Raw genomic sequence first — 19,581 nt, forward strand, 5'->3', positions numbered from 1 at the left:
TTAGTTAAGACTTCACTTTTGTCCACACCACAGTGCGGCCAAACATAGAAAGGCCAATATAGCCTCGCACTTCCAGCTTGTTGCCTTTCAGTTTCATACGGCAATCGTAGGTCTTGCCATTGTTGGGGTCATAAATTTCGCCATCTTCCCACACACCATCCTCGAACACAAAACCTTTTACCAGGTCCAAGCCCAAAACAGGGCGTTTGCGAAGTTCTTCTTTCGGGTTTTCAGTATCGAGCTTTGGTGTACCATCCGGGTTATTGGGCTCTTTGAGCCAAACAATTTTGCCATGGTACTTACCTTCTTTTTTATAGATCTCTATTTTGGCCATTCCGTCATCGGTAAGCCAAAAGCCCAAAACATCGTCAGCCGACTGAGCCTGAACGGAGTTGGACATAACAGTCAAAAGTGTGAGCAATAGAATGGAGTATTTCATAATGGTGTTCATATCTTTAAGACTTGTTTTTCACACAAAACGCAGAGCCTTGCGAATTGTTGACCAATGGTGCATGAGTTATTAGGACAAAGATTGGTATTGATTCCCGAAAAAGGAATATTCTGGGCAGATAAAAAGTATCTGATTCTAGCCGATCTGCACCTGGGCAAAGCGGGGCATTTTCGCAAATCGGGTATTCCTGTCTCTGACCTTATTCATACCAGAGATATTCATCTGCTAGACCAGCTTATTGCGCGCTTTGCTCCGGAGCAGGTCATTTTTCTGGGCGACCTCTTTCATTCAGACCACAACCAGGGCTGGGAGGTTTTTAGGCATTGGATGAAGAGCAAGGCTCCTTTGCAGTTCAGCTTGGTACTGGGCAATCATGATGTACTCGATGCTCGTAACTACCAAATCCCTAACCTTCAGGTGAGTGAAACACTTTGCATTCCGCCTTTTCATCTGAGCCATATTCCTGAAGAAACTGAACTCTATAATCTGGCCGGACACATTCATCCGGCAGTAAAGCTCTACGGCAAAGGGCGTCAGTCACTGCGTCTCCCCTGCTTTTACTTTGGCAAACGCAACGGCCTGCTGCCTGCCTTTGGCCACTTTACTGGTACGGCCAAAATAAATATTAAAAAAGACGATGCGGTTTATGCCATTGCCGACAAGCAGGTGGTTCGGGTCAATTAAAACGCGTAGAATAGGCAACAATCGGCACAAAAGACTCCGTATATACAAGCCTTTCGTACCGATTTAAATTGCCCGTTTGCAAAATTGAAGAGATTGCAGCTTATGGACCGGAAGCACCTTAGTTACCCATTAGTGATTCGGCCATTGCATTGGCTACTTCTATAGTTGATGGTGCTGAAAACGGCTTTTTAAATTCTTTGAGCCAGTATATAATATGATGGAGCCTATCATTGCCTATAAAGTGCGTTGTTGCAGGCAAAACACATAAATTAGACATTGGCAATGCCTCAAATATCTCCATGGTATGCTGCATGCGCACAGCATCCCGGTCGCCTACCATAAGCATTACAGGAACATTGATTTTCCGAAGACTATCCATCGGTATTTCCTTTTGGTTTACCATAAGTGCCAGATGCTTTTTAGTAGTGGCATCAGGTATTTGTTGGTAATTGCTCATCATAGCCACAAGCTCCGGTTTTAGCCCGGACAACCGGGTGTTGGCTCCTGAAATCAACATTCTATCCACTTCAGAGGTATATCTGTAACCAATAATTAAACCTAGAATACCACCATCACTATGCCCCCAGATGCTGTATTTCTTGTGTCCCAAAACTTTCATTACTGCGTGTACATCTTCAGCCATTTGGAAGTAGTCTAAATCTCCATCCGGACAGCCACTACGACCATGGCATCTGCTATCAATAGCAATTACCTGGTAGTGCTCCAGCAACGATGGAATCATTGCGTATTTCCCTTCTACCGAACCTCCATTGCCATGAAGGATTAACAATGGATCGCCCTCTCCGAATACTTCATAATTGAGATTACCCCAATCCATTTTTAATGAAAATCGCTTTCCGGTTACACCTCCTGCTAATTCGATTTTCGTTTGAGCCTGTGCTGCGAACATCAGAGAGAACATAAGCCATATTAGTCCTTGTTTTTTCATACGCGAATTTTAAGTTTATACAAACGTACAAGAGAGCTCAGCTAAAAAATTGTAAGAATCAGACAAAATGATACTCATTGAAGAACGACCGAAACTCCCCGCTGTCTCCAAATACGTTGACAGGTATCAGTTCTTTATCATTAGTGAGCCGGCATTTCTTAAAACCATACCCAATGCGAAGATCGAATGCTATTTTGTCAAAAAGGGAGGGTTTCACCAGTGGGATGTCGACTCCGAATCATTTATTTGGGCGGGAAGCTCCGGTATTCTGCCAGCTACCAATCAGGCTTCATTCTACCACATACCCTCCTGTCTTGTTTGTTTGAATATTAAACTGAATCTGAACATTCTCGGGCTTTCATTGTTCAGTGGCCTGCTTACCAATTGGCAGAGTTTTGATACTTCTAAGCTGATTCCACCAACCGCCCGGGAAAATATTCTCTCCGAACTATCGGAAAGCAATACTGCCATTCAGGTTGATGCACTTGATGGCACCATCGGCCATTCGCTGGATAAATTTTCGGTTGACGAAAAAATAGACCGGGTTATAAGTCTTATAGAAAGCAGCATAACAGGCAAATTTAAAGTGGCCGAACTTGCGGATAGCATGCATATGTCCGAAAAGTCGATGGAAAGATGGATTCGGAAGGAATTTAATCTTGCCCCCAAAGAGCTGTGGCAAGTCATTCGGTTCCAAAACGCCTCTCGCAAGCTAAAAAACCGACCTAACATGAAGTTTATTGATGCGCTTGAATTCGGTTATTATGATCAATCACACTTCATTAAAGAGTGCCGAAAAATGACCAGCTACTCCCCAAAAGAGCTCTTTTCTAAAATGAAACTACCTACCAACGACATAGTCTTCGAATAACTACCCCACCACAACTCATCCTTCAGCTATGTGGTCCACTTCCTTATACCGTTCCTCATTAAAGAAAAGACCAAACATCAGAATTTGATAGGATAAAGAGGTAAGACATTTTATTTATGCCTCTCGTTCAAAAAACATAAAATACGCACAATGAATCAAAGTTCCAGTTCCCTTGAAGCCGGTGATTTATTAACCCAGGGTACTCCGTTTATAACCGACACTCCAAATAACAGAGCAAGAAGAATTGTCATAGGTATTGAAAAAGCAATACCTAAAGTTGGCGGAATAGCTGCGTCTATAACCTCCCTTCTATGGCCAAAAGACCCTAACAAAATAAACATCTGGGACCTGATTAAAGAACAGGTGTATGAAGCTATCGACAAAGCCATACTTGACCAAGAGCTCTTTGAACGCAAAAATGAATTGAATGCTCTCATGAGACAAGTAGCTCAATACTCTCCAAACAAAGGGTTAAGAGAAAATTCTCAGGTGTTAACGGTGGCCTTAGGGCAGGCCGTAAGCCTCGAATCTAAACTAACAGACAGCAAAAACAGAATTCATTTAGTCCCTATAATCTCTATACTCTCCCATATACACCTGGCCATACTAAGAGAAAGGCTCACCCACGGATTAGATCTGTATGAACCAGAAGCCAATAAGCAAAAAAGCTCGGTCGTAGAATGGTACAACGATCTGACCGCATGTTACAAGCGCTATAAGGAATATTTTACTACGGTTGAAAAGGAATGGTCAGACTGGAGGAAATCTACTCTTAGCGTAGAAGTGAAGGACTCCCGTAATGGCAAAGTAACGGACAGCTTTTTAAAAAGAACTTATGACTATAAGTTAGAAAAGAATCCAAAGCAAGTAGACATGGAGTCTTTGTGCCGGTCCACATACCATCGGGTATACAGATCAAGCCAGGCAGAAATAGCCAGCTATCTGGCTTTGACCTTTTCACTTAACAGATATTTACCCGACCCCGACCGTTTCGACATTGACCTGTCTCTTGACGAACTGGGCTACAATGGGAAAATTAAAAACGCACCAGTCTACAGCATCAATCCTAAGTCAGAAATCATTGAGGGCTATGACCACTTATGGATAGGCGTTGTTGACAAAAGCACTGTCCACCCGGATCCCACTACGAGAGATGAAGCCATGTATGTGGTTAGGGAAAAAGATATGGTGGTTGATGAAATGATCGGACTCAACCTGGCCAAAGAAGAGGCCAACCGTACCGTTGTCGGTTTTCAGCCTCTGTTTAAAAACCATGAGGAACCCGTATATGAGCATTTCAAATTCAAAGAACTCAATATTCATTTTGAACTTCCCGAGGTAACAGAAGACATGGAAGAAGCTCCGTATATCTGTGGATTACTGTTTGATAGTTATGGCCTTTTCTACAATCATTGTGACGTACTGTATTGGGATGGTGCGGAGTTTCTCCGAACAAATCTGATTAATACCAACCTGGAAGGAGCCAATGAAGTTGACTTCCTCTTACACGCGGGCCCTTGTTATCAAATAAAGGCTATACTTGGCAAAGAAAGTTCTGAAGTCATTAACTTCCCGGCATTCAAGGTATATCTGGAATACAGGGAGCCGCCTTTGCGGGCAAGTGGCATTCACTAATTACAGAGCATGGCTAATTGCTAAATATGGTCTACCCCCCCTACCTCTAATTGGCAGCAATTAGCCATTAAAACCACTACGGTTCCATACAGGATTGAAAAAGAAGGCTCTTGATTAATCCTCACTATAGATCAATGACTGATTTACCAATGAGCAGTTCACCCCTTGCCCTATTCAACAATATTAACATCTTCCCTCAGTTACCCTTATGAATTAATTACTATTTTTGATCGAAAATCACTGTCCTTGGCTAGAGAACCTAAAAAACACAAACGCAAGAAAAAATTAGGAACTTATCACTACGTAAGCGTGGTATTTAGCGCAAGTCTTGCCCTTTTTGTGATTGGTTTGTTTGGCATTATGGTGCTACAAGCCAACCGTCTCACCTCCATTATAAAGCAAAACATTGAGCTGCAGGTATATTTAAACAAAGACCTGTCTAACAGCCAGAGAAACCGGATTCAGAGCGAATTAACCTCTAGTAGCTACATTCTGAAAGAAGATGGTGTTACCCCCATAACTTTTATTTCTAAAGAAGAAGCAGCCGCTAAATTCATTGAAGAAACTGGAGAAGACTTCTCCGAATTTCTGGGCGAAAACCCGCTACGCGATGCCTACACACTAAAGGTTGCGCAAGAGTACCAAACCAATGCACAGTTAGACAGTATTGCTCAGCAAATTGAAGGTATAAGTGGCGTATATGAAGTCACATATGTTAAAAACCTGGTAGACTCTATAAACAGCAACCTGGCCAAGCTTAGTCTCATACTGGCCGGGCTAGCCGCTCTGCTAATTATTATTGTGGTATTACTAATTAACAACTCCATTAAGTTAGCCCTGTTTTCTCAACGCTTTCTTATTAGAAGCATGCAGCTGGTGGGCGCAAAAGGAGGGTTTATTAAGCGGCCATTCCTAAGCAGAGCTCTTATGCATGGAGCCATTGCCGGACTCATTGCTTCCGGACTACTATTTGGTCTTAAGCAATTCGCCAATGCCAGAATTGAAGGGCTTGAACAACTGCAACAGCAAGAACTTATTTTAGCTCTTTATGGCATTCTGATTATTTTAGGCGCTCTAATAGCCTATTTCAGCACACTAAGGGCCATGAACAAATATTTAAGAATGTCTTTAGACGAACTATATTGATATGTCTGATAAGAAAAAAAGTCAATTCGCATTTAGCAAAGAAAATTATAAATGGATGCTCATAGGTCTGGGCACACTGTTACTGGGCTTCATCATTATGTCGCTCGATAAAGAACCGCATGGTCAGGGCTTCCTTGGTCTAACTCTGGGGCCCATTATTATAGTAGCCGGTTTCATCATTGAATTCTTCGCCATTTTCAAAAAATCGAAATAATGTCTTGGTTCGAAGCCGTTATTCTGGGCATCGTTCAGGGGCTTACAGAATTTTTGCCGGTAAGTAGTAGTGGTCATCTGGAGCTTACAAAAGCCCTTTTTGGAGACAATAGCCTACCTGAAGAAAGCCTGATGATGACCGTGGTCCTACATGCCGCCACTGCCCTTAGTACCATGGTTATTTTCAGAAAAGACATAGCCGAAATAGTAACCGGTTTGCTTCGCTTTCGCAACAATGAAGAATTTCGGTTCTCAGTAAAGATTGTACTCTCAATGGTTCCGGCTGCCTTGGTGGGCGTGCTGTTCGAAGACCATATTGAGCAATTCTTTGGTGGGCAAATTCTTCTCGTAGGCTGCATGCTATTGATTACAGCAGCCCTGCTCTTTTTGGCCGATAAAGCCAGAAATACGCTCAATCCGGTATCGTATAAAAATGCATTTATCATTGGTATAGCTCAAGCCATTGCCATATTACCGGGCATTTCGCGTTCCGGAGCCACCATTTCTACCTCCGTTATTCTGGGAGTAGACAGGCAAAAAGCCGCTCGGTTCTCCTTTCTCATGGTAGTGCCGCTTATTTTAGGCAAAATGGCCAAAGACATTATAAGTGGCGATTTGGGTGCCAGCGAAACAAATACCTCGCTTCTAATGATAGGTTTTGTGGCCGCTTTTGTGTCAGGTCTTGTTGCCTGCCAGTGGATGATTGCCCTGGTTAAGCGCAGCCAACTTAAGTATTTCAGCTACTACTGTGTTTTGGTAGGGCTAGTTGCCATTGTTTATTCCCTTATTTAATGCTCAATTTAGATCCGGAACTCTCCAAACAGGAAAACTTTCTGGCCGGACAGGTCCTGCTTATCGATAAACCACTGGAATGGACTTCGTTCGATGTGGTGAAAAAAGTGAGAAACAACATCCGAATTAAAAAAGTGGGGCATGCCGGCACATTAGACCCACTGGCCACCGGACTTCTCATTATTTGCACCGGCAAAAAGACCAAGCAAATTGAGCAGTTCATGGGGCAGGAAAAAGAATACACCGGCACATTTACGCTCGGACAAACCACTCCTACTTACGATCTGGAAAGTGAACCATCTGCGGCCGTTCAAACCTCACACCTCACTATTACGGATCTGGAGAGTGCAAGAGACCGGTTTCTTGGCACCATCAATCAGGTACCCCCTATTCATTCGGCCATTAAGGTAGATGGTAAAAGAGTGTATGAGTTGGCTCGCAAAGGAGAAGATATTCAACTCAAATCCAGGCAGGTTGTCATTTCCGAATTTGAGCTCACCAAAGTAGATTTGCCAACGGTAGAGTTTAGAGTAGTATGCTCCAAAGGCACCTATATAAGAAGCCTTGCCAACGACTTTGGAGAGGCCCTGGGTGTAGGCGCTCACCTTAGTAGCCTAAGAAGAACGCGAATAGGTCAGTTTAGCGTAGAAAATGCTCATCAACTCGACCAACTGGTTGATTATTTAAAACAACTCACATGAAAATTCATCTGGGTACAGAAGCCATTGAGGAAATCAAGAATGCTGTAGTAACAGCAGGCACATTCGATGGTGTACACCTGGGTCATCAAAAAATACTCGCACGATTAAGAGAGGAGGCCAACCGGCTCAACGGAGAAACCGTGCTCATTACCTATTGGCCACACCCAAGGTTAGTCTTAAAACCTTGGGATCATTCATTGCAATTGCTTTCTACTTTTCCAGAAAAAGCCAATCTGCTCGAACAGCACGGGGTAGACCACCTGATAAAAATACCTTTCACTCAGGAGTTCTCTCAAATGAGTCCGGAAGAATACGTTCGGGTGATACTCCATGAACGAATAGGCACAAAAAAAATAATAATCGGCTATGACCATCGCTTTGGGAAAGACCGCAGTGGAGGCATGGAAGAGCTACACCGGTTCGCCCCTAAGTATGACTTTGAGGTAGAAGAAATACCCCGACAAGACATAGACGAAATTGGAATAAGCTCCACCAAAATACGCAGGGCTCTGGAAGTAGGCGATGTACACCTGGCCACCAACCTTTTGGGCCGAACCTATACGCTATCTGGTCGGGTGGTGCACGGCAACAAAATAGGCCGCTCGTTGGGGTATCCTACTGCCAACATTCAGGTAAAAGAAAACTATAAGCTAGTTCCGGCCGATGGAATATATGCCGTGCGCGTATGCATCGAATACCAAAAATACAATGGCATGCTCAACATCGGGCAACGCCCCACCATTGGCGGAGACCATAAAACCATTGAAGTAAACATTTTTGACTTCGATGAGGATATCTATGAAAGCGAGATTGCCATTGAATTTGTAGATTTGATTCGGAAGGAAATTAAGTTCAGCTCGCTCGATGCACTCAAAGCACAGCTAAAAACCGATAAAGAGGCAGTGAGCCAGCGCCTAAGTAAACTATAAACTCATCACTATGATCAACAAGGTTGTCAACAATGCCGATGAAGCCATTGCCGACATTCCAGACAATGCCACACTCATGCTCGGAGGCTTTGGCCTGTGTGGTATTCCGGAAAACTGCATTGCTGCATTGGTAAAAAAGGGAGTAAAAGGACTCACCTGTATATCTAACAATGCCGGGGTCGATGATTTCGGTATCGGGCTCATGCTCAAGACCCGACAGGTTAAAAAAATGATCTCCTCCTATGTGGGAGAAAACGCAGAGTTTGAGCGACAGTTACTCTCCGGTGAGCTGGAGGTAGACCTTATTCCTCAGGGTACATTGGCCGAACGAATACGAGCCGGTGGAGCGGGCATACCTGCCTTTTATACTCCGGCAGGCTTTGGCACCGAGGTGGCCGAAGGCAAAGAGGTAAGAGAATTCAACGGAAAGATGTACCTGCTCGAATCGTGGCTGCAAGCCGATTTCGCAATTGTGAAAGCATGGAAAGGCGACAAGGCTGGCAATCTGATCTTTAAAGGAACAGCCAGAAACTTTAACCCCATGATGGCCACGGCCGGCAAAATTACCATTGCCGAAGTAGAAGAGCTCGTTGAGGTTGGAGAACTAGACCCCAACCACATCCATACCCCGGGTATTTTCGTTCAGCGAATCTTTCAGGGAGTTAATTATGAGAAACGAATTGAACAGAGAACCACAAAAATCAAATGATTTGATGATTGAATACCCCGAGAATCATACGATGCACTAAACAAGCACAGATGGAAACAGCTACAGAAAACCTAAAAGCAGCCCTTACGCTTTATAAAATCAGGAGGTCAGCAGAACCTCTCAATAATAAAAGCAGGCAGATTTTCTTAACTGGAAGCCCAAAAAGCAACGGTGTTAGTGGTTACAATTTTCGGAACAGGCACCAAGGTTCAGTACACTTTTCAGAAGTGCTTTCAACTGTCATCATACTCAGCAAATCATCAAATTGACACATCTTCAAATTTTCAAAACATGCCTCTAGACAAAATAGGAATAGCAAAACGCATAGCGCAAGAAGTTCAAGACGGAACCTACATTAATTTAGGAATAGGCATTCCCACCTTAGTGGCCAATTTTATTCCCGAACACATCAATGTAGTGCTTCAATCAGAAAACGGTTTACTAGGCATTGGCCCTTTTCCGGAAGAAGAGGAAGTTGATGCCGACCTTATTAATGCCGGCAAGCAGACCGTTACCACCCTACCCGGCTCCTCCCTGTTCAGCTCAGCCGAAAGCTTCGCCATGATTCGTGGCGGGCACGTAGATCTTACCATACTGGGTGCCATGGAAGTATCTGAAAACGGAGACATAGCCAACTGGAAAATCCCGGGTAAAATGGTGAAAGGTATGGGGGGAGCCATGGATCTGGTGGCTTCTGCCGAAAACATTATTGTGGCTATGCAACACCGCAGCCGATCGGGCGAATCCAAGCTTCTGAAAGAATGCACACTACCCATTACCGGTATTCGCTGTGTAAAAAAGATAGTCACCGATTTAGCGGTACTGGATGTACTTCCTGAAGGTGGATTTAAACTCCTGGAAAGAGCCCCCGGTGTGAGTGTAGAAGAAATTAAAGAAGCCACCAGTGGCCGATTAATAATAGAAGGAGAAATTCCTGAAATGAAACTAAACTAATACAGAAACGCTACTATGAAAGAATCAGAAATCAAACTCAGAATAAAACTAGACAAAGACTCAATTCCTGAAACCATTACCTGGGACGCCACCGACAAAGACATACCCGGTGAGGAAGAAACCAAAGCATTTAATCTCGCCATTTGGGACCACAATACCATGAGCACCCTGCGCATAGACCTGTGGAACAAAGAAATGCCGGTAGATGAAATGAAAAGGTTTTACGTAGACTGCTTGGGCGGATTGGCGCAAAGCATACTCAACTCTACGGGCGATGAATTCATGTCTACCGCCATGAACAGGCTCTGCGACAAACTGGTAAAACATCTGGAGGAAGAATTGGGTCAAAACGGACAACAATAATCTCTTAGAAGTCAAAAATTCGCAGAAACAGCCAATACTCATATTGTTATGCATGACGAATAAATTTGATGCATTGGCTTTTTAAAGATCAAAAACATTGTATTTTTGGATTGATGCCTATGGTTTATATCTCAACTCCATAGGTCTTGCCAAACTTTATTTGTTTCAAAAACCTGAATATGAAGAATTTGAAGAAAATTTTTAAAGGCCTGATACTGGTCCTGCTTATCATGCAAACGATTACGGCAGTAGCGCAGGATCAAGTCAGAATTTCCGGCCGGGTAATAGACGATGCCAACGGGCAAACGCTTCCCGGGGTGAACATACGGGTCAAAGACCGGGTGGTTGGTACAATTACCAATGCACAAGGTGATTTTAACCTTACTGTCAATCAGGCAGCACCAATAACACTTATCTTTTCCTATGTAGGCTACACACCTCAGGAATTAGAAATCACACAATCCAACGTCACAGGTTTGGAGATACGCATGGTAGAGCAGGTAATCTTCGGGCAGGAAGTAGTAGTTTCGGCCTCCAGGATAGAAGAAAATATACTTACCTCTCCCGTATCCATCGAAAAACTCGACATTCTGGATATTCAGACAACGGCCGCCCCATCTTTTTACGAGGGTCTGGCCAACTTGAAAGGTATTGATTTCAGTACGCAAAGTTTAACCTTCAAATCCATCAACGCCAGAGGATTCGGAGCCAACGGCAACACCCGCTTCGTTCAACTGATAGATGGAATTGACAACCAGGCTCCTGGTCTAAACTTTGCCGTAGGTAACATTGTAGGAATCAACGATTTAGACCTTGAGTCTGCCGAATTGATACCCGGTGCTGCATCTGCGCTATATGGCCCCAATGCCATCAATGGTATATTGTTGCTCAATTCTAAAAACCCTTTTGATTATCAGGGTTTTAGTGCCTATGTAAAAACCGGGTTAAACAATGTAGAATACAGCGACACCAATCAGCAACAAGAACTTTATCAGGATTATGGCTTCCGTTGGGCAAAAGCCTTCAACAACCGCCTGGCTTTTAAAGTAACCGGTTCTTATCTCACCGCCAGAGACTTTGTAGGACACGACACCAGAGACCAGGGACTTGCCACTGCCGGAGTAGTAGAGCGAGGAGCCGAGCAGAGAGGAAATAACCGTTTTTATGATGGTGTGAACGTATACGGAGACTTCGGAATTACCGTAGGCCAAATTGCCGACATTGCCATTGCCGGAGGAAACACTACCCTACCAGGCATCAGAACCCTGTTCCCTGATAATATTGATGGATATTTTACGCCTACCGGTTTTACCGAAAACTCGTTTGTAGACAACACCACCGAAAGCATTAAACTAGGTGGTGCCCTACACTATCGCCTCAACGATAAACTTGAACTATTCGGACAATTCAACTACGGTGCAGGAAGCACAGTTTACACTGCCAACGACCGTTTCGTTTTAGACGACTTCACTATTTCTACAGCCAAAGTAGAACTGAAAGGCTCTGAATTCTACGCCAGGGCTTATACCACACAAGAAAACTCAGGAGACAGCTACGCAGCCAACACGCTTGCTTCTCTAATCAACCAGGCGACTTACCTTGAGCCATACCTTACTGCTTTTGGTGGAGCTCGTTTGCAGGGAGCCGATATAGAAACCGCTCATGCCGCTGGTCGTCAGGCAGCCGATGCTGCCCAGCCGCAACCCGGTTCGGCTCAGTTCGACAATCTGGCCACGGCCCTAAGAGCTCGCTCAATAGCCGATGGCGGTGCCAAGTTCCTCGATAAGTCAGGCTTATGGCATGTGGAAGGAAGCTGGGATTTAGGTGAGCGTATCGACTGGGCCGATGTAGTGGTTGGAGCCAACTGGAGAAGATACAGCCTTAACTCAGAAGGTACTCTCTTTGCTTTGGACAACAACGGAGAAGAAATAAGCTATAACGAATGGGGAGCATATACCCAGGTATCTAAAAGCTTTATGGATGACAACCTGAAACTTCAGGGTTCTTTGAGATACGATAAGAACGAAAACTTTGAAGGCCAGCTTTCTCCAAGAATTTCCGCTGTAGGTACAGTGTCTGGTAACCACAACTTTAGAGGTTCTTTCCAAAGAGGTTTCCGAATTCCTACCACTCAAGATCAATTCATTGATCTGGATGTGGTAACCAGAAGACTTGTAGGTAGCAACAGCCTGCTTGTAAACCGCTATAACTTCTCTCCTCAGAATACCTACACTACAGAAAGTGTACAAAGAGCCAGAGCAACCGGCAATACAGCCGACTTCGAACTCGAGTCGAGAGTAGACGATGAATTTAAAACAGAAAAAGTAAACACGTTCGAAGTAGGCTATAAAGGCCTTTTCATGGACGGGCGCCTGCTCATAGATGCTTATTACTATTACAGTCGTTATTCTGATTTCATAGCTGAAATCGACTTTACACAAGCTATTCCAAATGGCTTAACCGGAGCCAAAGTAAACGATAGCGATGCCGTGAGACAGCAGATTATAGACGGAAGTGTACGTACTCAACGTTTCGGTTTCGACATAAATGCCGATGGTAATGTAGAGTCTCAGGGCTGGGCATTGCAGGTAGACTATACCCTCAACGGTGGTTACTTCATTGGTGGTAACGTGGCTTTCAACGAACTTATTTCGCAAGCCGACCTGTTGGCTCAGGGCTTTAGAGCAGCCTATAATACACCCAAATACAGATACAACCTGAAAGTGGGTAATCGAAAAGTGACCGACAAGCTTGGTTTCCAAATAAACTACAGATGGCAGCAAGCCTTCTTATGGGAGTCTTCGTTTGGTGTGGGTATAATTCCTGATTTTGGCACTCTAGATGCCCAGGTGTCTTACAAAATTCCGGAATGGAAATCTACCTTTAAGCTGGGGGCCAGCAACATTCTGAACGAACGATACACCACTTCGTTTGGTAACCCCACAATTGGTAGTATCTACTACATCCAGTTTACTTTTGACGAATTCTTCAAATAATCATGATGAAAATGAAACGACTAAAAATATATTTATTAGCCATGTTGCCACTGGCCTTTGTCACCTTCTCATGTGATGAAGAAGATGCCATACTCGAGCAACAACTTAAAGACAACCCGCTACCTGAAGCCCCTAGCGGTGATCCCGGAGTTTTAGACTTCTCTCAATATGTGGCCATTGGTAATTCGCTGGCTGCAGGAGTAATGGATGGTGCCCTCTATACCGATGGGCAAAACCATTCGATCCCTGCCCTCCTGGCCGCACAGTTTCAAATTTCCGGAGTTGGTGGAGGAAGCTTTAACCAACCGGATATTAACTCTGTAAATGGATATAGCGGCCCGGGACCTGACGGTCAGCCGGGAACTAGTGATGATCAAGGAAGATTCCTGCTGAGTCTGGCACTGGCAAAACCGGTTCCCACTCCCGGAGAACTGCCTACTGCATACGGTGGCAACAAAGCAGAATTGAACAACTTTGGAGTGCCGGGCATGAGAATTACCGAGGTATTGAGCCCAAGCCTGGCCAATAACCCTTACTATGCCCGGTTTGCCTCTGCCCCGGGTACCAGCACAGTATTGGGCGATGCTCTGGCTACTTCACCAACTTTCTTTACTTACTGGCTCGGTAGCAACGATATACTACAGTATGCCATTGGTGGTGGTAGCAACGAATCGCTCATTACCAGCGCACAGGATTTTCAAGATGCACTCTCACAGTCATTGGGTGCTTTGGTTCAGTCTGGTGCCGAAGGTGTAGTGCTTACCCTACCTCCATACGTGCTTCTCCCCTACTTTAGAGCCGTTCCTTACAACGCCATTCCAATGACTGATGCGAATGTAGTGGCTCAGCTCAATGCGGCTTTTTCTGGACTTAACAGAGCCTTGGATGGCCTTGTACAAGTGTCGCAGCAATCTCCTCTTGTGAATGTTTCACAGCAGGAAGCCGACCGAAGAAAGGTAAGCTACGCACTGGGAGCAAACCCTATACTGATTAAAGATGATGCCCTGGTAGACTTCGATCGTCCGGGCGGTGAATTCGATATCCTTTTGGCCTTACAACTTATTACCCCTGCCGAAAGACAGGCACTGGCTCCTTATGGACAATCTCGCCCGGCCACGGCTAACGATCTTCCGACATTGGCTTCAGCCAGTGTGTTGGGAACTGCAGTGGGAGGCAATGCGCAAGCACTTGTAGGTATTACTGTTCCTGCGGCAGACAATCTGATTCTTTCGGCCTCAGAAGTACAAACAGTAGTGGGTACCAGAGCGCAATTCAATGCCATTATAGCAGGCGTGGTTGCCGGTATCAACGCTCAGTCTAACGGCTCAATTACGCTTGTAGATGTGCAGCCGGCTTTTGCCGATTTATTCGGTCTTAGCCCGGCCGCAGCTCGCTTCCTAATAGACCCAAGCCAGGGAACCAATCAGGCTTTAGAGGCTATGGGTGAGGCAGCAGCAGCCCAAGCCGATGGCCAGCTGGGACTAGAGGTGGATGGTCATAACCTAAGACCTGACTTTGCACCCAATGGAGTATTCTCTACTGATGGTGTACACCCGAACCCAAGAGGTAATGCCATAATTGCCAACCTAATTATCGATGCACTAAACACGACCCGAGGCGCTAACATACCTCATGTAAATGTGATAGCCCTGAGAGGTATTGTGGCCACCGATTTATAGGTCATAGCTAAAAGAAACGTAAAGACTGTCTTAAAAGTCCTTGCTTTCTCCTATTCACAACCAATGAGAATGGAGAGCAATCTTTTAAGACAGTTTTTTTATGCCTTGAGAAAAGGGCAAAAAAAGAACCCCGAAGACGTATTCTTCAGGGTTCACCTCAACCAAATAGATTATTAACCATCAACTTCACATACCAACAAGAAGCTGCTTAGCAACTTCATCATACTTAAGACAAGCATTCTGCCAAAGGCTTACAAAACAATTAAACTATTGATTATCAGTATTTTATAATATAAATAGGTCGACATTGGCATGATAAATCAGACCACAGAAAGAAAAATTTCCCATTCTGGGATTGGTTAACAGCTATCGACAGCCTGATTGCTTTAAATCCATCGGGCCTATTTGTGAGACCTGATTATTTCTATCTATTTTTGACCCAAAATTTAGATACATGCCAGGATTTGAATTCTTCGGAGCAGAAGAGCGAAAGGAAGTAAACGATGTGTTAGAAACAGGCATTCTGATGCGTTATGGCTTCGATGCCATGCGCAACAACCAGTGGAAAGCCAAAGAACTGGAAAAAGCCATTCAAGACACTTTTCAGGTACAACATGCGCAGCTTACCTCAAGCGGAACCACCGCTTTGAGTACAGCCATGGCTGTAATGGGAGTAGGTTATGGAGATGAGGTTATAATGCCCACTTTTACCTTTGTGGCCAGCTTTGAGGCCATTATTGCGGCCGGAGCAATACCTGTGTTGGTCGATGTCGATGAAACCCTCTGCCTGGACCCCAAAGCTGTAGAAGCAGCAATTACACCCAAAACCAAAATGGTAATGCCTGTTCATATGTGTGGTTCTATGGCACAAATGGATGAGTTAATGGCCATTTGCGAAAAGCATGACCTTCTGCTGTTAGAAGATGCCTGCCAGGCCATTGGCGGTTCGTTCAACGGACAAAAACTGGGTACCATAGGCCATGGAGGAACTTTCTCTTTCGACTTTGTGAAAACTATAACCTGCGGTGAAGGAGGAGCATTCCTTACCAATAACAAAGAGTTTTATACACATGCCGATCATTATACAGACCATGGGCATGACCACATTGGTACTGACCGGGGTGCTGAAAGCCACCCCTTTCTGGGCTATAACTTCAGAATATCTGAGCTTCATGCTGCTGTTGGGCTTGCCCAAATAAGAAAACTCGATAGCATATTGGCTACGCAAAGAAAGCACAATGCTATTATAAAAGCCGCTTTACAAAAAGTAGAGGGCATTAGTTTTAGGCGCATACCAGATCCACAAGGTGACAATGCCTCGTTCCTTTCTTTCTTCCTCCCTACCGAAGATTTAGCCCGAGCAGCACACAAAGCATTGCTTAGTAATGGGCTGGGAGGAAACTTCTATTGGTACGATAACAACTGGCACTATATTAAAAAGTGGGACCACCTTAAAAACGCCACCTCGTTGTTCCCGTTGAACCCTGCATTGGTAGACGCCATTAAGAACACCGATTTTAATGCCTTCCAACAATCAGATAAGATTATTGGCCGAACCATTTCTTCTCTTATCAACCTAAACTGGACAGAAGAGCAAGCTCATGAACGAGCAGAGAAGATGGCCCAAACCATAGCCTCAGTTTTATAATGAAAGTTGTTGCCCTTATACCAGCCCGATACGATGCCACCCGGTTTCCCGGTAAACTAATGGCCAAATTGGGCTCCAAGTCGGTGATTCTGAGAACCTATGAAGCCACACTAAACACTGGTCTTTTCTCCGATGTATTTGTGGTGACAGACTCAGAAGTTATTTACAACGAAATAGTTGGCAATGGTGGAAAAGCCATAAAGAGTATAAAAAATCACGAATGTGGTAGCGACCGAATAGCTGAAGCAGCTGAACAAATAGAGGCCGACATTATTGTCAACGTTCAGGGCGATGAACCCTTTACCAAAAAAGAACCTTTGGTGAAATTGCTCAACGTTTTCGAAGGCCCCGATGCAGCCGATATTGATCTGGCCTCTCTCATGCAAGTGCTCACCAAAGTAAACCAAATTGAAGACCCCAACTACGTGAAAGTGGTCGTTGACCAAAACAACTTTGCCTTGTTCTTTTCAAGGTCGCCCATACCCTACCCGAGAAATAAAGAAGCCAACACTAAATACTACGAGCACATAGGAGTATATGCTTTTAGAAAACAGGCCTTGCTCGATTTTTACAACACCCCAATGACCCTGCTGGAAGACACTGAAAAAATTGAGTGCCTGAGATACCTGGAAACCGGCAAAAAAATTAAAATGGTAGAGACCGAATACATGGGCATAGAAATCGATACGCCCCAAGATCTCGAAAACGCAAAAACATTTATTGAAGATTAAGATGAAATTCAAAAACTTCCCAATGGTTAAAATGGTCGTATACGGCAGAGGCTGTTTCGACCAAACCCAAGACATACTCACCCCTCACAGAAAAGCAGATTTTCCATTTATCTTTATTGTAGACGATATTTTTAAGGGGAACAATGCCCTGATCAACAGAATACCGCTTAGCGGCACAGACAAAATAGTTTATGCCAGTGCAGCCGATGAGCCCAAAACCAAGCAAGTAGACGCCATAGCCAACTCGCTAAAAGAGGCTTATGGAGAAGTTTCCGGTATTATTGGCATTGGTGGTGGTAGTATGTTAGACCTTGCCAAGGCTGTTGCCCTAATGATGACCAACCCTGGTTCTTCGGCCGACTATCAGGGTTGGGATCTGGTAAAAGTTCCCGGAGCCTATCATGTAGGTATTCCCACCCTATCGGGCACAGGTGCCGAAGTATCTAGAACTACGGTACTTACAGGGCCACAGCGCAAACTGGGCATGAACTCAGACTATACACCTTTCGATCAGATTATTCTCGACCCCGAATTGATCAAGAATGCTCCAAAAAACCAGCGGTTTTATACAGGAATGGACTGTTACATACACTGTATTGAATCGCTTACAGGCACCTACCTCAACACCTTCTCCCAATCGTATGGAGAAAAGGCACTGGAGCTTTGCGAAGAGGTGTTTTTGGAAAAGGACGTTTGGGACGATGATTCTGACGACAAACTAATGATGGCTTCTTTCCACGGAGGCATGTCCATTGCCTACTCTCAGGTTGGTGTAGCCCATGCCCTCTCCTATGGCCTGAGCTTTTTGTTGGGCACCAAACATGGTATTGGTAACTGCATAGTGTTCGATCAGCTCGAAGAGTTTTATCCTGAAGGAGTGGCCAAATTCAAAGCCATGGTGAAAAAGCATGATATCGATATACCGAAAGGCATCTGTGCCAACCTCACCGATGAGCAATTTGAAAAAATGATTGATGTGGCCCTGTTTTTAGAACCCCTTTGGGAAAATGCCTTGGGTAAAAACTGGCGCGACACCATTACCCGAAAGAAATTGAGAGCAATGTACGAGAAAATGTAAGTCCAGTACTGTCTGGACTTCATCAAAAGACACCCAACACCGAAAGTAGGTTTGGGTGTCTTTTCGTTTATACCCCTCGTGAGTTTCTGCTAGAAAATTTTCTTCCTTTTTCTTAGTTTCAAAGGAAATATCGATCAAATGAAACGCAGAAACTTTATTCAAACAGCCGGTCTTGCGGCAGCTTCCGCACTGGTGGCCCCTCAGCTTTTGGGGGCAACACGGAGAAGCGAGACCATTAAATCATTCGGCTTTCAGGCCTTTACCGTTCGCGATGTGATCTATAAAGACATGCCCGGTACTCTGAAGAGACTAAGAAAGGCCGGATACGACTATATGGAGCTATTCGACTTTTCTGATGGAAAAATACTGGGAAAGCCCATAGCAGAAGCCAAAGCCATTTTCGAAAAATCCAAGCTTCAGGTAAAAAGCATTCACACACCAACAGGTGCCGGAGAACGCAAAATTCCGGGCACCCTTTGGCATGAGCCACAGCGCGCAATAGACGATGCCGCCACCCTTGGTGCCGAATTTATAGTTTGCCCTTGGCTAATGCCTTTTGAACGGGAGTCTATAGACCTGTATAAAGCACTTTGTGAGCAACTAAACAAAGTGGGTGAAGCCGCTAAAAAATCCAATATCCAGTTGTGCTACCACAACCATGACTTTGAGTTTATGGAGCTGGATGGCGAAGTTCCTATGGAGGTTATCTTAAAAGAAACTGACCCTCAGTACGTGAAAATTGAGCTCGACATATACTGGGCTCGCAAAGCCGAAAAAAACCCGCTAACCTTCTTCAGACAAAACATGGGTCGCGTACCACTATGGCATGTAAAAGACCTCTCCTTAGACGATGGGCAACCTATGACCGAAGTTGGCAATGGAATTATAGACTGGAGACAGATTTTTGGTCATAAGAATGATGCCGGAATGGAATATTTCTTTGTAGAACAGGATGGTAATTTTGCCGAAGATTCAGTAAGCAGCCTGGAAACAAGTATTAAACACTTAAAGAAACTCGTATTCTAATCAATCCCTAAGAGCAAGGCTGCTTC

The 19,581-nt window shown here is 44.5% G+C and carries 19 protein-coding genes; 17 read left to right on the forward strand and 2 right to left on the reverse strand.

Features of this window, described 5'->3' with window-relative positions; genetic code table 11:
- Nucleotides 1-4: 4 nt before the first annotated feature.
- The gene (locus tag B3O12_RS10030) at nucleotides 5-451 is read right to left on the reverse strand and encodes a DUF2147 domain-containing protein (protein ID WP_229838702.1); all 447 of its coding nucleotides are present in this window, start codon (nucleotides 449-451) and stop codon (nucleotides 5-7) included.
- 54 nt (nucleotides 452-505) lie between these two features.
- Between B3O12_RS10030 and pdeM the strand changes: the two genes are divergently transcribed.
- The gene (gene pdeM / locus B3O12_RS10035; protein WP_286756197.1) at nucleotides 506-1,135 is read left to right on the forward strand and encodes a ligase-associated DNA damage response endonuclease PdeM; all 630 of its coding nucleotides are present in this window, start codon (nucleotides 506-508) and stop codon (nucleotides 1,133-1,135) included.
- A gap of 118 nt (nucleotides 1,136-1,253) precedes the next feature.
- On the opposite strand, the gene B3O12_RS10040 is transcribed toward pdeM, so the two are convergent.
- Complete coding sequence (locus B3O12_RS10040; protein ID WP_286756200.1) at nucleotides 1,254-2,084, reverse strand: alpha/beta fold hydrolase; 831 nt, start codon at nucleotides 2,082-2,084, stop codon at nucleotides 1,254-1,256.
- A gap of 67 nt (nucleotides 2,085-2,151) precedes the next feature.
- Here B3O12_RS10040 and B3O12_RS10045 point away from each other — a divergent pair, with 67 nt between their 5' ends.
- The 16 genes from B3O12_RS10045 to B3O12_RS10120 all read left to right on the forward strand — a co-directional run bounded on the left by B3O12_RS10045 (nucleotide 2,152) and on the right by B3O12_RS10120 (nucleotide 19,555).
- A complete protein-coding gene (locus B3O12_RS10045; protein WP_286756201.1) occupies nucleotides 2,152-2,955 on the forward strand; it encodes a helix-turn-helix domain-containing protein in 804 nt (267 codons plus the stop codon).
- Between the two features lie 150 nt (nucleotides 2,956-3,105).
- Complete coding sequence (locus tag B3O12_RS10050) at nucleotides 3,106-4,590, forward strand: hypothetical protein (protein ID WP_286756202.1); 1,485 nt, start codon at nucleotides 3,106-3,108, stop codon at nucleotides 4,588-4,590.
- Nucleotides 4,591-4,836: 246 nt separating this feature from the next.
- Nucleotides 4,837-5,736 (forward strand): cell division protein FtsX, encoded by a 900-nt coding sequence (locus tag B3O12_RS10055; protein ID WP_286756204.1) that lies wholly within the window; start codon nucleotides 4,837-4,839, stop codon nucleotides 5,734-5,736.
- Nucleotide 5,737: 1 nt separating this feature from the next.
- On the forward strand, nucleotides 5,738-5,950 hold the full coding sequence (locus tag B3O12_RS10060) for a DUF3098 domain-containing protein (RefSeq protein ID WP_189630954.1): 213 nt from the start codon (nucleotides 5,738-5,740) through the stop codon (nucleotides 5,948-5,950).
- Entirely contained in the window at nucleotides 5,950-6,741 is a 792-nt protein-coding gene (locus B3O12_RS10065) for an undecaprenyl-diphosphate phosphatase (RefSeq protein WP_286747261.1), read from the forward strand. Before B3O12_RS10060 ends, B3O12_RS10065 begins: the two co-directional genes overlap by 1 nt.
- Entirely contained in the window at nucleotides 6,741-7,442 is a 702-nt protein-coding gene (gene truB / locus B3O12_RS10070; protein WP_286756206.1) for a tRNA pseudouridine(55) synthase TruB, read from the forward strand. The genes B3O12_RS10065 and truB overlap by 1 nt, the downstream gene beginning before the upstream one ends.
- The gene (locus B3O12_RS10075; protein ID WP_286756207.1) at nucleotides 7,439-8,371 is read left to right on the forward strand and encodes a bifunctional riboflavin kinase/FAD synthetase; all 933 of its coding nucleotides are present in this window, start codon (nucleotides 7,439-7,441) and stop codon (nucleotides 8,369-8,371) included. The genes truB and B3O12_RS10075 overlap by 4 nt, the downstream gene beginning before the upstream one ends.
- 10 nt (nucleotides 8,372-8,381) lie before the next feature.
- Nucleotides 8,382-9,080 carry a CoA transferase subunit A gene (locus B3O12_RS10080; RefSeq protein WP_189630950.1) on the forward strand — a complete coding sequence of 233 codons (699 nt, stop codon included), beginning with the start codon at nucleotides 8,382-8,384 and terminating at the stop codon, nucleotides 9,078-9,080.
- A 291-nt stretch (nucleotides 9,081-9,371) separates the two neighbouring features.
- A complete protein-coding gene (locus tag B3O12_RS10085) occupies nucleotides 9,372-10,034 on the forward strand; it encodes a 3-oxoacid CoA-transferase subunit B (RefSeq protein WP_189630949.1) in 663 nt (220 codons plus the stop codon).
- A gap of 15 nt (nucleotides 10,035-10,049) precedes the next feature.
- Nucleotides 10,050-10,397 (forward strand): gliding motility protein GldC, encoded by a 348-nt coding sequence (gene gldC, locus B3O12_RS10090; protein ID WP_189630948.1) that lies wholly within the window; start codon nucleotides 10,050-10,052, stop codon nucleotides 10,395-10,397.
- Nucleotides 10,398-10,576: 179 nt separating this feature from the next.
- Nucleotides 10,577-13,393 carry a TonB-dependent receptor gene (locus B3O12_RS10095; protein WP_286756208.1) on the forward strand — a complete coding sequence of 939 codons (2,817 nt, stop codon included), beginning with the start codon at nucleotides 10,577-10,579 and terminating at the stop codon, nucleotides 13,391-13,393.
- An 11-nt stretch (nucleotides 13,394-13,404) separates the two neighbouring features.
- Nucleotides 13,405-15,072 carry an SGNH/GDSL hydrolase family protein gene (locus B3O12_RS10100; RefSeq protein WP_189630946.1) on the forward strand — a complete coding sequence of 556 codons (1,668 nt, stop codon included), beginning with the start codon at nucleotides 13,405-13,407 and terminating at the stop codon, nucleotides 15,070-15,072.
- A gap of 454 nt (nucleotides 15,073-15,526) precedes the next feature.
- Nucleotides 15,527-16,720: a DegT/DnrJ/EryC1/StrS family aminotransferase gene (locus tag B3O12_RS10105; protein ID WP_286756209.1), complete on the forward strand. Its 1,194-nt coding sequence runs from the start codon at nucleotides 15,527-15,529 to the stop codon at nucleotides 16,718-16,720.
- Nucleotides 16,720-17,451 carry a 3-deoxy-manno-octulosonate cytidylyltransferase gene (kdsB, locus tag B3O12_RS10110; protein ID WP_286756210.1) on the forward strand — a complete coding sequence of 244 codons (732 nt, stop codon included), beginning with the start codon at nucleotides 16,720-16,722 and terminating at the stop codon, nucleotides 17,449-17,451. The genes B3O12_RS10105 and kdsB overlap by 1 nt, the downstream gene beginning before the upstream one ends.
- A 22-nt stretch (nucleotides 17,452-17,473) precedes the next feature.
- Nucleotides 17,474-18,529: an iron-containing alcohol dehydrogenase family protein gene (locus tag B3O12_RS10115; RefSeq protein ID WP_229838700.1), complete on the forward strand. Its 1,056-nt coding sequence runs from the start codon at nucleotides 17,474-17,476 to the stop codon at nucleotides 18,527-18,529.
- A gap of 138 nt (nucleotides 18,530-18,667) precedes the next feature.
- Entirely contained in the window at nucleotides 18,668-19,555 is an 888-nt protein-coding gene (locus B3O12_RS10120; protein ID WP_286756211.1) for a sugar phosphate isomerase/epimerase family protein, read from the forward strand.
- The last annotated feature ends 26 nt before the right edge of the window (nucleotides 19,556-19,581 follow it).

Source organism: Roseivirga sp. UBA838 (assembly GCF_002296035.1).
GTDB classification, from domain to species: Bacteria; Bacteroidota; Bacteroidia; order Cytophagales; family Cyclobacteriaceae; genus Roseivirga; species Roseivirga thermotolerans.

Excerpts from the sequence above, each read along its gene's own strand:
- B3O12_RS10030 (WP_229838702.1), bottom strand. The coding sequence starts at position 451 with ATGAACACCATTATGAAATACTCCATTCTATTGCTCACACTTTTGACT.
- pdeM (WP_286756197.1), top strand. The coding sequence starts at position 506 with ATGGTGCATGAGTTATTAGGACAAAGATTGGTATTGATTCCCGAAAAA.
- B3O12_RS10040 (WP_286756200.1), bottom strand. The coding sequence starts at position 2,084 with ATGAAAAAACAAGGACTAATATGGCTTATGTTCTCTCTGATGTTCGCA.
- B3O12_RS10045 (WP_286756201.1), top strand. The coding sequence starts at position 2,152 with ATGATACTCATTGAAGAACGACCGAAACTCCCCGCTGTCTCCAAATAC.
- B3O12_RS10050 (WP_286756202.1), top strand. The coding sequence starts at position 3,106 with ATGAATCAAAGTTCCAGTTCCCTTGAAGCCGGTGATTTATTAACCCAG.
- B3O12_RS10060 (WP_189630954.1), top strand. The coding sequence starts at position 5,738 with ATGTCTGATAAGAAAAAAAGTCAATTCGCATTTAGCAAAGAAAATTAT.
- B3O12_RS10065 (WP_286747261.1), top strand. The coding sequence starts at position 5,950 with ATGTCTTGGTTCGAAGCCGTTATTCTGGGCATCGTTCAGGGGCTTACA.
- truB (WP_286756206.1), top strand. The coding sequence starts at position 6,741 with ATGCTCAATTTAGATCCGGAACTCTCCAAACAGGAAAACTTTCTGGCC.
- B3O12_RS10075 (WP_286756207.1), top strand. The coding sequence starts at position 7,439 with ATGAAAATTCATCTGGGTACAGAAGCCATTGAGGAAATCAAGAATGCT.
- B3O12_RS10080 (WP_189630950.1), top strand. The coding sequence starts at position 8,382 with ATGATCAACAAGGTTGTCAACAATGCCGATGAAGCCATTGCCGACATT.
- B3O12_RS10085 (WP_189630949.1), top strand. The coding sequence starts at position 9,372 with ATGCCTCTAGACAAAATAGGAATAGCAAAACGCATAGCGCAAGAAGTT.
- gldC (WP_189630948.1), top strand. The coding sequence starts at position 10,050 with ATGAAAGAATCAGAAATCAAACTCAGAATAAAACTAGACAAAGACTCA.
- B3O12_RS10095 (WP_286756208.1), top strand. The coding sequence starts at position 10,577 with ATGAAGAATTTGAAGAAAATTTTTAAAGGCCTGATACTGGTCCTGCTT.
- B3O12_RS10100 (WP_189630946.1), top strand. The coding sequence starts at position 13,405 with ATGAAACGACTAAAAATATATTTATTAGCCATGTTGCCACTGGCCTTT.
- B3O12_RS10105 (WP_286756209.1), top strand. The coding sequence starts at position 15,527 with ATGCCAGGATTTGAATTCTTCGGAGCAGAAGAGCGAAAGGAAGTAAAC.
- kdsB (WP_286756210.1), top strand. The coding sequence starts at position 16,720 with ATGAAAGTTGTTGCCCTTATACCAGCCCGATACGATGCCACCCGGTTT.
- B3O12_RS10115 (WP_229838700.1), top strand. The coding sequence starts at position 17,474 with ATGGTTAAAATGGTCGTATACGGCAGAGGCTGTTTCGACCAAACCCAA.
- B3O12_RS10120 (WP_286756211.1), top strand. The coding sequence starts at position 18,668 with ATGAAACGCAGAAACTTTATTCAAACAGCCGGTCTTGCGGCAGCTTCC.